The 13,097-nt window shown below is 60.9% G+C and carries 10 protein-coding genes; 5 read left to right on the top strand and 5 right to left on the bottom strand.

The window, feature by feature from the left end:
- Positions 1 to 15 precede the first annotated feature (15 nt).
- Positions 16 to 2,478 (top strand): EAL domain-containing protein, encoded by a 2,463-nt coding sequence (locus tag DYL61_RS15250; protein WP_135308989.1) that lies wholly within the window; start codon positions 16 to 18, stop codon positions 2,476 to 2,478.
- A 78-nt stretch (positions 2,479 to 2,556) separates the two neighbouring features.
- Positions 2,557 to 3,330, top strand: coding sequence for an iron-containing redox enzyme family protein (locus tag DYL61_RS15245; protein ID WP_374956520.1), 774 nt, complete (start codon positions 2,557 to 2,559; stop codon positions 3,328 to 3,330).
- A gap of 133 nt (positions 3,331 to 3,463) precedes the next feature.
- Here DYL61_RS15245 and DYL61_RS15240 read toward each other — a convergent pair whose 3' ends face one another.
- The 4 genes from DYL61_RS15240 to DYL61_RS15225 form a co-directional block, all read right to left on the bottom strand.
- Entirely contained in the window at positions 3,464 to 4,390 is a 927-nt protein-coding gene (locus tag DYL61_RS15240) for a GGDEF domain-containing protein (RefSeq protein WP_135308988.1), read from the bottom strand.
- Between the two features lie 307 nt (positions 4,391 to 4,697).
- Positions 4,698 to 5,972, bottom strand: coding sequence for an MFS transporter (locus DYL61_RS15235; protein WP_135308987.1), 1,275 nt, complete (start codon positions 5,970 to 5,972; stop codon positions 4,698 to 4,700).
- 55 nt (positions 5,973 to 6,027) lie between these two features.
- On the bottom strand, positions 6,028 to 7,182 hold the full coding sequence (locus DYL61_RS15230; protein ID WP_135308986.1) for an acyl-CoA dehydrogenase family protein: 1,155 nt from the start codon (positions 7,180 to 7,182) through the stop codon (positions 6,028 to 6,030).
- Positions 7,183 to 7,251: 69 nt separating this feature from the next.
- Positions 7,252 to 8,109 (bottom strand): IclR family transcriptional regulator, encoded by an 858-nt coding sequence (locus tag DYL61_RS15225; RefSeq protein WP_135308985.1) that lies wholly within the window; start codon positions 8,107 to 8,109, stop codon positions 7,252 to 7,254.
- Between the two features lie 262 nt (positions 8,110 to 8,371).
- Between DYL61_RS15225 and DYL61_RS15220 the strand changes: the two genes are divergently transcribed.
- Genes DYL61_RS15220 through DYL61_RS15210 form a run of 3 tightly spaced genes read left to right on the top strand, consistent with a single transcriptional unit; the run spans position 8,372 to position 11,947 of the window.
- The gene (locus DYL61_RS15220; protein WP_135308984.1) at positions 8,372 to 9,157 is read left to right on the top strand and encodes an enoyl-CoA hydratase; all 786 of its coding nucleotides are present in this window, start codon (positions 8,372 to 8,374) and stop codon (positions 9,155 to 9,157) included.
- 2 nt (positions 9,158 to 9,159) lie between these two features.
- The gene (locus tag DYL61_RS15215; RefSeq protein ID WP_135308983.1) at positions 9,160 to 10,689 is read left to right on the top strand and encodes a 3-hydroxyacyl-CoA dehydrogenase; all 1,530 of its coding nucleotides are present in this window, start codon (positions 9,160 to 9,162) and stop codon (positions 10,687 to 10,689) included.
- A 25-nt stretch (positions 10,690 to 10,714) separates the two neighbouring features.
- Entirely contained in the window at positions 10,715 to 11,947 is a 1,233-nt protein-coding gene (locus DYL61_RS15210; RefSeq protein ID WP_135308982.1) for a CaiB/BaiF CoA transferase family protein, read from the top strand.
- Here the strand turns inward: DYL61_RS15210 and lldD are convergent.
- Positions 11,944 to 13,074, bottom strand: a complete 1,131-nt coding sequence (gene lldD, locus DYL61_RS15205; RefSeq protein WP_135308981.1) for an FMN-dependent L-lactate dehydrogenase LldD — start codon at positions 13,072 to 13,074, stop codon at positions 11,944 to 11,946. The two genes, DYL61_RS15210 and lldD, sit on opposite strands and share 4 nt — an antisense overlap.
- Positions 13,075 to 13,097: the final 23 nt, after the last annotated feature.

Here is a 13,097-nt window from a genome sequence, read left to right as displayed (position 1 = left end):
TGTGCAAGGAGCTTCATGAAGCAAAAGCGGACTCTCGGAACGCCAAGGCTGTTGGGCATTGTGTGGCCCTTTATCGCCGTGGTGCTGTTCCAGGCATTGTTGGGTTGCGTCAGTCTCTACATGCTGTCGGCGGTGCGCGGCTATGTGGCCGGCGAGAGCCTATGGTCCAAGGGCCAGAAAGACGCGATCTACTACCTGACGCTCTACGCCGATAATCGCGACGAAGCCACCTATCTCAAATACCAACAGGCGATTGCCGTGCCCCAGGGCGGGCATGAGCTGCGTATTGCGCTTGATCTTTCGCCCCCTGATATCGCGGCGGCGCGCCAGGGCATTCTCAAGGGCGGCAATCACCCGGATGACGTTTCCAGCCTGATCTGGCTGTACCTCAACTTTCGCCATTTCAGCTATCTGGAAAAGGCCATTGAGCTGTGGACGGTGGGTGACGGCTACCTGATGCAGCTGGATGACTTGGCCAAAGAGATGCACCAGCAGATTACTCGTGATCAAGTCAGCGCCAACGATGTCAGCCAGTGGAAGGCCCATATCATTGCGATCAACGAGGGCGTTACGCCAGCCGCCAAGGCCTTTAGCGATGCGCTGGGAGAAGGCTCGCGGATGATCCTGCGGTTGCTGCTGATCACCAACCTGGCCACGGCATTGGGCTTGATCGTGTTGGCCTTGTTGCGCACGCATAAGTTGCTGGCCCAGCGCCACGCGTTCGCCGATGCCTTGCAAGAGGAGAAGGAGCGGGCGCAGATCACCCTTGAGTCGATTGGCGACGGGGTGATCACCACCGATGTCGACGGTTCAATCACCTTTATGAATCCCGCAGCCGAGGCGCTGACCCACTGGAATTCAGACCAGGCCCACGGCTTGCCCTTGGCGGCGCTGTTCAACCTGCTGGATGACAACGCTCAACCGGATGGCTTTACCCTGATCGAACATATCGTCAAGGGCCAGCTCAGCGGCGGCAGCGAGCACTCCAAAACCATCCAGCGCCTGGATGGCAGCACGGTTTCGGTGACCTTGGTGGGTGCGCCGATCCGCAGCGCCGGCAAGGTCAGCGGTGCGGTGCTGGTGTTGCACGACATGACCCAGGAACGCCAATACATCGCCAACCTGTCGTGGCAGGCGACCCATGACGCCCTGACCGGTTTGGCCAACCGTCGCGAATTCGAATACCGCCTGGAGCAGGTGCTGCATCCTGCCGGGCTCGGCCTGGGCGGGCGGCATGCGTTGATGTTCCTCGACCTGGACCAGTTCAAGCTGGTCAACGACACCTGCGGCCATGCGGCGGGGGACGAGTTGCTGCGGCATATTTGTGCACTGCTGCAATCGGACCTGCGCGAAGGCGACACCCTGGCACGCCTGGGAGGCGATGAGTTCGGCATCCTGCTGGAGAATTGCCCGGCGCCGGTGGCGGAGAAAATCGCTGAAAGCCTGCGCCATACCGTACAAAGCCTGCATTTTGTGTGGAAAGGCCGGCCATTCATGACCACCGTCAGCATTGGCCTGGTGCACCTGGGGCACACCCCAACCACCCTGGAAACCTCCCTGCGGGCCGCCGATATGGCGTGCTATATGGCCAAGGAGAAAGGCCGCAACCGCGTGCAGGTGTACCACGCTGACGACTCTGAGCTGTCTTTGCGTTTCGGTGAAATGGCCTGGGTGCAGCGCTTGCACATGGCCCTGGAAGAGAACCGGTTCTGCCTGTATGCCCAGGAAATTTCCGCGCTGGGGCATAGCGAGGGCGACACGGGGCATATCGAGATTCTGTTGCGTCTGCATGACGAGGCCGGGCGGATCATCCTGCCGGACAGCTTTATCCCGGCCGCCGAGCGTTATGGCTTGATGACCTCGCTGGACCGTTGGGTGGTGGAGAACGTCTTCAAGATCATCAACCGGTGCATGCAGGAACGTCCGGGGCGACCGATGGCGATGTGTGCGATTAATCTGTCAGGCATCACCATTGGTGATGACGACTTCCTCGGGTTCTTGCGTGAGAAATTTGATAGTTACAACATTCCGCCGGGGATGATCTGTTTTGAAATTACCGAAACCAGCGCGATTGCAAACTTGGGCAGCGCGATTCGCTTTATTAATGAACTCAAAGCCTTAGGCTGTCATTTCTCGCTGGATGACTTTTGTGCCGGAATGTCCTCATTCGCTTATCTCAAACATTTACCTGTAGACTTCCTGAAGATCGATGGAAGTTTCGTAAAGGATATGCTGGACGACCCGATTAACCGCGCGATGGTCGAAGTGATCAACCACATCGGCCACGTCATGGGTAAGCGCACAATTGCAGAATTTGTCGAGACACCGCAGATCGAACAGGCGTTACTCGAGATCGGTGTGGATTACGCTCAGGGTTACCTGATTGAACGACCGCAGTTGTTTACCTTTGATAGTTTGCAGTGTCGACCTGTGCGACCGCAGCCTTTGCTGTTCAAGGCGCCCGGCACATTCCGCTGAAACATTTGCTGGTCTGTACAATCACACTAAAAAAGGAGCCCGACAGTGATCGACACATTCAACAGAACCGGCCCGCTTATGGAAGCCTCGAGTTACCCCGCCTGGGCGCAACAATTGATCCAGGACTGTAGCGAGAGCAAGCGCCGCGTTGTCGAACACGAACTGTACCAGCGCATGCGCGATAACACGCTCAGCGCCAAGACCATGCGCCACTACCTGATTGGTGGCTGGCCCGTGGTTGAACAGTTTGCCTTGTACATGGCACAGAACCTCACCAAGACCAAATTTGCCCGCCATCCTGGGGAGGACATGGCGCGCCGTTGGCTGATGCGCAATATTCGCGTGGAACTGAACCACGCCGACTATTGGGTGCATTGGGCCCGCGCCCACGGCGTCAGCCTGGAAGAGCTGCAAGCCCAGAACGTGCCGCCGGAATTGCACGCACTGAGTCACTGGTGCTGGCACACCAGCTCGGCCGATGCGCTGATCGTGGCGATTGCCGCCACCAACTATGCCATCGAGGGGGCGACCGGGGAGTGGTCCGCCGTGGTGTGCTCCACCGGCGTGTATGCGGCGGCCTTCCCCGAGGAAGAGCGCAAGCGTGCGATGAAGTGGCTGAAGATGCACGCCCAGTACGACGACGCCCACCCGTGGGAAGCCCTGGAAATCATCTGCACCCTGGCCGGCACGAACCCGAGCAAGGCCTTGCAGGTTGAGCTGCGCCAGGCCGTGTGCAAGAGCTACGACTACATGTACCTGTTCCTGGAAAGCTGCATGCGCCTGGAGAAAGAAAAGGAAAAGGCGCCCGTAGCCGTTCGCGAGCGACAGGCGCGTGTGGCCAGCGAAGCTTAAGCAATAGAAAGAACGCGATATAACTTGTGGCGAGGGAGCTTGCTCCCGCTGGACTGCGCAGCAGTCCCATTCAACGAGTGGGGCCGCTCCGCGACCCAGCGGGAGCAAGCTCCCTCGCCACAGATACAGTGTTTTATCCTGCCATTGCCAGGCGATTCCGCCCTTCGCGCTTGGCCACGTACAACGCGCTGTCCGCCCGGCGCAACAGGCTTTCGGCCGACTCGGCAGCCAACAACGTCGAGCAGCCCAGGCTTACCGTCAATTCGATCCGCGTGCCATCTGCCCGATAATCCTGGGCCTGTGCCGCCTGGCGCAGGCGTTCACCGACCATCGCCGCCGCCTCACGGCCGGTGTTGGACAGCAGGATCAGAAACTCTTCCCCGCCAAACCGGAACACCATGTCCACATTGCGCAATTGACTCTTGATCGCCCCCGCGACGGCCCGTAGCACATTATCGCCAGCGGTATGGCCGTAGGTGTCGTTGATCACCTTGAAGTGGTCGATGTCCAGCATCAGCAATGACAGCGGGTTGAGATGGCGGCGCGCCATGTCGATTTCCCGTTGCAGGGTCTGGTCCATGGCGATGCGGTTACCGGTCTCGGTCAGCGGGTCGCGCAGGGCGCTGCGGGTCGCCGCGCGGTAGAGCAGGGCGTTGCGCATCGGGTACAGCAGGGTCGCCAGCAGGGATTCGAGTTGGCTGAGTTCTTCTTCCGTCAGGCGCTGGTTACGGCGAAAGATCAGCTCACCCAGATGCTCGCCTTCATGGCTCAAGCTGTAGCTCACCGAGTGGTGGCCGCGATGGCCGAACTCCAGGCGCAGGTCGCTGGCGTCGTGGCAGTATTTCAGGGCGTCCAGAGGTACCAGGCGCTGGATCTCGCGGAAAAACGCCGCCAGGATGCGCTCCGGCTCCAGGCTGGTCTGCAGTTGCAGGCCCAACTGCTGGCGTAGTTGTGTAAGGGTGACGGGGCGACGCGGTAGGAGAGACGGCTGACCAAAGCCCAGGCGTTGCAATTTGGCACTGTCAAAGTCAATTGCGTTGGTCTGGGTGGGTGTTTTCATAAACGAACGGCCTCTAAGCACTTAGCTGTCTTACAGGCTCGATGAGAGTGGCGAATGCCAAGCGTCTTACTGTTCCTTCAGTTCCGTAAAACATGTGTAGCAGTTTAAACCGCTTTGCAACGGGTTATAACCCCTGGGCACTGCCGCACGTCTTGTCATCGCGTAACCTGCTTGAAAAAACTTAGAGCGATGTTCCTGCAGAATCGTTTAATAAAAATAAAAAGCCTTATAAATCAAACGACTGTTTTTATCCCTAAGAACAGTCGCTGAACTATGGCGCCAGTTATTTGGCAAGTAAGGGTTGCTGTTACTGTTTTTGCGGATCGAATTGCTTATCGCGAATAAACAACGCCGGAATGACACCGCAGATAAAGTAAGCACCGCCCATCACCAAAAAGCCCATGCCGATGGAGCCGTGGGAGGCGAGGAAACCGATCGCCGCTGGCGCCACTGCCGCACCAATGCGCCCTATGTTGTAGGCGCCGCCCACCGCCGAACCGCGAAACTTCGCTTCGAAGCTTTCGGTCATGTACGTTGCGTTGACGCCATAGGGAATCCCGTACAGGAAGCCGAAGACCACCAGCATCCACAGGATGTTCTCGGGGCTCTGGAACAGTACGATCACCGGCAGGAAAATCGCCGTGCCCAGGGCACCAAATGCGAACACCGTTCGCCGTCCCAGGCGGTCCGCTGCCAGCCCGGCGAGGATCTTGCCGAAGATCATCGCCGCGTAGGTGCCGACCATGTAGCTGGTCATCGATTTGAAGTTCATCCCCAATTCGCTTTCCAGGTAGGACGGCATCCAATTGTTCACGCCGTAGTAGCCAAACTGCAGGAAGCCTGCGGTCAGCGCCCAGAGCAGGAACATGCGGCTGGCCTTCGGGTCGCTGAAGATCAGCTTGAACATGCCGTCGGGTTTTTTATTGGTGGAGTGCTTGGCGCCGCTGGCTTTTTCCTGGGCTCGCTCGGCCCGAGCGGTGAGCCAGGCCTGGGGTTCCGGGACCAGGCGCTGCATCAACACGGCAAGGATCACCGGGATGATCGCCACGTAGAACAACCAGCGCCAGCCGTGCTCAGGCAGGATCCAACCGGCCAGCAAGGTGGCGACGATGTAACCCACCGACCAGCCGGCCTGCAACGTGCCGAGTACGGTGGTGCGGTAGCGGGTGGGCACGTACTCGGCCATCAAGGTATTGCACGCCACATACAGTGCGCCCAAGCCGAGAGAGGCGAAGAACCGCGTGCTCGCGAACTGCCAATAGCTGTGGGTCATGCCCAGCACCGCCGTGCCGACGGAAAACAGCACGATGCTCCATACCACCGTCTTGACCCGACCAAAGCGGTCGCAGGCCCAACCCCCGTAGATACCGCCGATGGCCATGCCGGCCAGGGTAAAGCTACCCAGGCTGCCGGCTTCGACGCTGGTCAGGCCGAACTCGGCCTTGAGGCTGCTGAGGCTGTAGGACAGCAGCATCAAGTCCGCACCGTCGATCAACAGACCGAGGAAGCAGAAGATGAACACGACAATCCACAGTTTGCTTTTTGCAGGCGACAACGCGCCCGCCGATGCGGCGACTTCCATAGCGATACCTTGCTTGTAGTTGTTAGGGCATTGGGTATGGGTGGAGCAGTAAAACCTAGCGTTGCGCCGCGCGAATCATGTTGCGGGCAATCACCAACTGCTGGATCTGCGTGGTGCCCTCATACAGACGGAACAGACGCACATCCCGATAGAACCGTTCGATGGCGTACTCGCTGATATAGCCGGCGCCGCCATGAATCTGCACGCAACGGTCAGCCACTCGGCCGCACATCTCGGTGGCGAACATCTTCGAGCACGACGCCTCGGTGCCGATGTCCCGTCCTTCGTCACGCTTGCGTGCAGCGTCGAGCACCATGCAGCGCGCGGCGTAGATCTCGGCCTTGCTGTCGGCAAGCATGGCCTGGATCAACTGGAACTCGGCAATCGGCTGGCCGAACTGCTTGCGCTCGATGGCGTAGTTCAGCGCATCGCTGAGCATGCGTTCGGCAGCACCGACGCTGACGGCGGCGATGTGCAGGCGGCCTTTGTCGAGCACCTTCATGGCGGTCTTGAAACCCACGCCTTCGACGCCGCCGATCAACTGGCTGGCAGGTACGCGTACGTTGTCGAAGATCACGTCGCTGGTATGGGCGCCTTGCTGGCCCATCTTGTGGTCGCGCTTGCCGAGGGACAAGCCGGGGGTGTCACGCTCGACGATAAATGCGCTGATCCCGCCCGAGCCGCGAATCGCCGCGTCGGTGCGTGCCATCACCGTGAAGATCCCGGCGTGGGGCGCGTTGGTGATAAAGCGCTTGGTGCCGTTGATCACATAGTGGTCGCCATCGCGCACGGCGGTGGTTTTCAGCGAGGCGGCGTCGGAGCCGGAGTCCGGCTCGGTGAGGGCGAACGAACTGAGCAACGCGCCGCTGGCCAGCAACGGCAGGTAATGTTCTTTCTGCGCATCGGTGCCGTCCAGCAGGATGCCGATGGAGCCGATGCCATTGTTGGTGCCGAAGTAGGAGCGAAAGGCCGGGGAGGTGCGCCCCAGTTCAAAGGCAATGGTCACCTCTTCTTCCATGGTCAGCCCCAGGCCACCGTACGCTTCGGGGATGGTCAGGCCGAACAGGCCCATGTCCTGGAATTGGCTGACGATGTCCGCCGGGATGTCATCGGTCTCGGCGACTTCGTTTTCCCGTGGGATCAGCGCTTCGTCGACGAACTGCGCAATGGCGTCCACCAGGATATGAAGGGTTTGTGCGTCTCGGATCATGTGCATTCCTCAGCGGCCCGTTGAGCGGGCCTGTTATCGTCAATCTGCCGAGGCCGTGCACCTGTCCTGCTAGCGGGCGGCGGCCTCGATATTGTTCACCATGTGCTTGAGGCGGGGGCCGATGTCGTCTTCGAGTTTTTCCCGGGAGAGGTGAAAACTCGGTCCGCCACAGTTGAACGCCAGCAAGCCGTGTTGTGCGTGCAGCATGGGCACGGCGATGGCGTTGACATCGCGGTGCCACTCACCGATCGACATGCAATAGCCGAAATCGGTGTAGTCCCGGAAGGCGCGTTCCAGTCCCTTGCGGATTGTCGGCCAGTCCTCCAGATGACGCTGGCGGATATGGTCGAGGATGAACTCCCGCTCGTTTTCCGGCATCGCTGCCAGGCAGGCGCGGCCTGCGGAACTCAAGTGCAGCGGCAAGCGCGTGCCCACCTGGCGGCGCATGGTCATGTTCGCTTCGCCCTGGACCACGTCCAGGTACACCGCGTCCAGGCGGTCCCGGGTGGCCATCGCGACGGCGGCCTGGGCGTACTTGGCCATGGTCTCCATCAGCGGGTGGGCCACGGCCCGTACCGACAGGTTCGACAACATCGCGTAACCGAACGCCATCACGCCCACATCCAACTGATACCGGCCCGACTGCGGCAGGTGCTTGAGGTAACCCAGACGCGTGAGGGTGTGGGTCATGCGGGTGATCGTCGGCTTTGGCAGCCCGGTCTTGCGTGCCAGGTCCTGGTTGCCCAGTACGCTCTCGCTCGGCGTGAAACAACGCAGCAATTCCAGGCCGCGTGCCAGGGCGGTGACGAACTGGCGGTCTTTGTCCTCCTCCTCGTCGTTGTTCATCGGGTCGATCAACAGATGCTCAAAGGCGTTGTTGTTTGCAGGGACTTCGGGGGTGCCCGCGTCCGGGTTTCGACGGCGCATGGTAAGCCTCATTTTTTTATAAAATCAACAAAACAAAATCATATTCCGCACAGCGAAACTAAGCAACTTTTTGAAAGGTGATTCTGTTGTGGGATAAAACTCAATAAAACAGTGAGTTAGTTGCGGTTTTCCAATGAGATCGGGTTTTTACGTTTACACCTGCCGGGTCGATACTTATGATCATGGCTAAATACGGAATGTTGTTTCGCATAGCGAAACATTCAAGTATCCCCCTAACAAGAACAACGCAGCAGGAGTGAATGTGACCAACGCAGCCCCATCCGTGGTGACCCTCGACGTCCAGGACAATGGCGTGGCCGTGGTGCGTATCCACCGTCCCGAAGTGAAAAACGCCCTCAATGCCCAGGTGCGCGAAGCACTGGCCGAACACTTCCGGGCCTTGGCCAAGCGCCGCGATGTGCGCGCCATTGTGCTCACTGGCGGCGAGCAGTTTTTTGTCGCCGGTGCGGATATCAAAGAGTTCGCCAGCGCCAGCGCCATCGATATGTACCGCCGCCACACTGAATACCTGTGGGAAGCCATCAGCCGTTGTCCCAAGCCGGTGATTGCCGCGGTCAATGGGTTTGCCCTGGGCGGCGGTTGCGAGCTGGCGATGCACTGCGACTTGATCGTGGCCGGCGAGTCGGCACGGTTTGCCCAGCCGGAGGTCAAGCTGGGGCTGATGCCGGGGGCGGGTGGAACTCAACGTCTGGTTCGTGCGGTGGGGAAATTCCAGGCCATGCGCATTGCGCTGACCGGGTGCATGGTCAGCGCGAAAGAAGCCCTGGCCATGGGCATGCTCAGCGAAATGGTCAGCGACGAGCAGACACTGCCTCGTGCCATGGAGTTGGCTGCGCAGATCGCCGCACTGCCGCCATTGGCGGTGGCGCAAATCAAGGAAGTGATGCTGGCCGGTGCCGACCTGCCGCTGGAAAGCGCCTTGGTGCTGGAGCGCAAGGCGTTCCAATTGCTGTTCGACTCCAAGGATCAGAAAGAGGGCGCTGCGGCGTTCTTCGAGAAGCGCACGCCTGAATACCGGGGGGAATAACGATGACTGCCTCGATGAATACCTTGGGTCTGGTGGGCACGGGTGTCATGGGCGCCGGCATCGCGCAAATTGCGGCCCAGGCCGGTGTGCTGGTGCGCTTGTTCGATGCCCGCGACGGCGCTGCGCAGTCGGCCCGTGACGGCTTGAGCGCCACGTTCTCAAAGCTGGTGAGCAAGGGCAAGATCAGCCAGGCGGCGATGGATGCGGCGTTGGCCAATCTACAGGTGGCAGATGCTATCGATGGCTTGAAGGACTGCGACCTGGTGGTCGAAGCCATCGTCGAAAACCTTGAGGCCAAGCGTGGGCTGTTGCAACAGTTAGAAGGCATCGTCAGCACCACCTGCATTCTTGCTACCAACACGTCGTCACTGTCCATCACCGCCATTGCCACTGGCTGCCAGCACCCTGAGCGTGTGGCCGGCCTGCACTTTTTCAACCCGGTGCCGTTGATGCGGGTGGTCGAGGTAATCGACGGCCTGGCGACCGCGCCGCAGGTTGGCGATGCGCTGCTGGCGTTGGTCGCACGCACCGGTCATCGCGGGGTGCGCGCCAAAGACACGCCGGGGTTTATCGTCAACCACGCCGGGCGTGCCTATGGCACCGAAGCGTTGAAGATGCTCGATGAGGGCATCGCCGAGCGTGGCGATATCGACCGTATCCTGCGTGAAGGCGCCGGGTTCCGCATGGGGCCGCTGGAGCTGCTGGACCTCACCGGGCTGGATGTATCGCACCCGGTGATGGAGTCGATCTACAACCAGTTCTACCAGGAGCCGCGCTACAAACCGTCGCCGCTGACCCGACAGATGCTGGTGGGCGGCCGGCTTGGGCGCAAGACCGGGCATGGCTTCTATCAGTATGAAAACGGCCAGAGGGTTAACGGCCCTGAACCCCAGCCTGTGCCCTCGGTTCAACAGCCACCACCGGTGTGGATCGCCACTGAAAACACCGAAGACTACGAGCGCCTGAGCGCCTTGGTGATCAACCTCGGCGCCCATCTGGAAAGTAGCGCGCAACCTTCGTCCGAGGCGCTGTGCCTGCTCGCCCCTTACGGCCGCGACGCCACCAGCGCCTGCGTGCGCTTCGACACCGACCCGGCGCGCACCCTGTGCATTGACCTGCTGACGGACCTGTCGCGCCATCGCACCCTGATGCAAAACCCGCTCACCTCGCCGGCCATGCGCGATGCTGCCCACGCCTTGCTTGCAGCCGACGGAGTAGGAGTAACGGTGATCGGTGACAGCGTCGGTTTTGTCGCCCAGCGCACCTTGGCGATGGTGGTTAACCTCGCTTGCGATATCGCTCAGCAGCGCATCGCCAGCGTCGACGATATCGACCAGGCCGTGCAGCTGGGCCTGGGTTATCCACACGGCCCGCTGGCCTGGGGCGATGCCCTGGGACCACGGCGCCTGCTGACGATTTTGCAGCGCATGAGCGAACTCACCCACGACCCGCGTTACCGCCCGAGCCCGTGGCTGCGGCGGCGGGCGATGCTGGGTGTGTCCCTGCGTCATGAAGCGCCGACAGTCGGCTGATTTTCCACCTCACAGGATAAGAACAATGGGTGCTTTGACAGGTTTGCGAGTACTGGATTTAAGCCGTGTGTTGGCCGGTCCCTGGTGCGGGCAAGTATTGGCCGATCTCGGCGCAGAAGTGATCAAGATCGAACGCCCCAAAAGCGGCGATGACACCCGTGGCTGGGGCCCGCCCTGGATGAAGACCGACACCGGCGAGTCGTCTGGCGAGGCTTCGTACTACCAGTCCACCAATCGCGGCAAACTCTCCGTGGCCATCGATATCGCCAGCCCCGAAGGCCAGGAATTGGTGCGTGCATTGGCGGCCAGTTCCGATGTGTTGATCGAGAACTACAAGGCCGGCTCCCTGGCCCGTTATGGCCTGGACTATGCGACCCTGGCCGAGATCAATCCGCGCCTGGTGTATTGCTCCATCACCGGCTTCGGCCAGACCGGACCGCGTGCCGAAGAGCCGGGCTATGACTTCATCATCCAGGGCATCGGCGGCTTGATGAGCATCACCGGCGAGCGCGATGACCTGCCCGGCGGCGGCCCGCAAAAAGTCGGCGTGGCGTTTTCGGATTTGATGACCGGGCTGTATTCCACCGTGGCGATCCAGGCCGCGTTGCTCAGTCGGGAACGCACGGGCGTTGGCCAATACATTGATATGGCGCTGCTGGATGTGCAGGTCGCTACGCTGGCCAACCAGAGCATGAACTACCTGGCGTCGGGCAAGGTGCCGCAGCGCTATGGCAATGCCCACGCCAATATCGTGCCGTACCAGGTGTTCCGCGCTGCCGACCGTGACTTCATTATCGCTTGCGGTAACGACAGCCAGTTTATCGCCCTGTGCCAGAGCATCGGCCTGGCACATTTACCGCAGGACCCGCGCTTCCGGCGCAATGCCGACCGTGTGGCCCATCGTGAAGAGATCGTAGAATTGCTCTCGGCGCACTTCCTCGGCCGCAGCGCCGATGAGTGGGTGGCGTGCATTCACGCGTCGAAAGTGCCGGTGGGGGCGATCAACTCCATCGCCCAGTCCCTGGAAGAACCCCAGGTGATTGCGCGCAACCTGATGGTGAACATCCCCCACCCGCAAAACCCGGATTTCGCCATGGTCGGCAGCCCGATCAAGCTGTCCGGCACGCCGGTCGAATACGTGCGACCGGCGCCGAGGCTGGGGCAGCACACCGATGACATCCTTGGTGAGCGCTTGGGCTTGTCAGCGGAACAACTGGCCCAGCTCAAGGCGCGCGGGATCGTCGAGCAGCAGGGTTAGACCAGGGTAGAGCGGTCGATCTGCGCGATGGAGGTGACGCCGGTGAGGGTCATGGCCACGCGCATTTCCTTGGCGAAGATGTCCAGCAGGTTTTCCACGCCATGCTGGCCATCGGCGGCCAGTGCGTAGGCAGTGGCGCGTCCCAGTAGGCAGGCCTTGGCACCGAGGGCGAGCATGCGCACCACGTCGAGGCCGGAGCGGATGCCGGAGTCCACCAGCACCGTGAGGTCATCGCCTACGGCGTCGGCAATCGGTGGCAGCGCCTTGGCGGTGGACAGCACGCCGTCCAACTGGCGCCCGCCATGGTTGGAGACCACGATGCCGTCGGCGCCGAAGCTCACCGCGTCCTTGGCGTCCTGGGGGTCGAGGATGCCCTTGATGATCATCGGGCCCTTCCAGAACTCGCGGATCCATTCCAGGTCTTTCCAGCTGATCGACGCGTCGAAATTGTTCGCCAGCCAGCCGATGTAGTCTTCCAGGTGGGTCGGTTTACCCAGGTATTTGGAGATGTTGCCCAGGTCGTGGGGGCGGCCCATCAAGCCGACATCGAAGGCCCATTGCGGTTTGGTAACGGCTTGCAGCATGCGTCGCTGCGCCGCGAACGGTCCGGACATGCCCGAGTGCGCGTCACGGTAGCGCGCGCCGGGGGTTGGCATGTCCACGGTAAACACCAGCGTGGTCACGCCCGCAGCCTGGGCGCGCTCCAGCGCATTGCGCATGAAGCCACGGTCCTTGAGCACATAAAGCTGGAACCAGATGGCCTGGGCACTTTGTGACGCCACTTCTTCAATCGGACACACCGACACCGTCGACAGGCAAAACGGAATGCCCTTGTTCGCCGCTGCCTTGGCCGCTTGCACCTCACCACGCCGCGCATACATGCCGGTCAGGCCGACCGGGCTGAGAATGACCGGCATGTCCAGTTCCTGGCCGAGCACAGTGGTTTTCAGGCTCAGGTTGTCGACATTGCGCAGGATGCGCTGACGCAGGCTGATCTCGGCCAGGTCCGAACTGTTCGCGCGCATCGTGTGTTCGGCGTAGGCGCCGCCGTCGATGTAGTCGAACAGGAAGCGCGGCAGCTTGCGCTGGGCGGCTGCGCGGTAGTCGGAGGCGGACGAGATGATCATGAACGGTATCTCCACAAGGCAGG

This window comes from Pseudomonas nabeulensis (assembly GCF_004682045.1).
Classification (GTDB): domain Bacteria; phylum Pseudomonadota; class Gammaproteobacteria; order Pseudomonadales; family Pseudomonadaceae; genus Aquipseudomonas; species Aquipseudomonas nabeulensis.
Note: the sequence above shows the minus strand (reverse complement) of the source record. Positions and strands in the feature narration are given on the sequence as shown.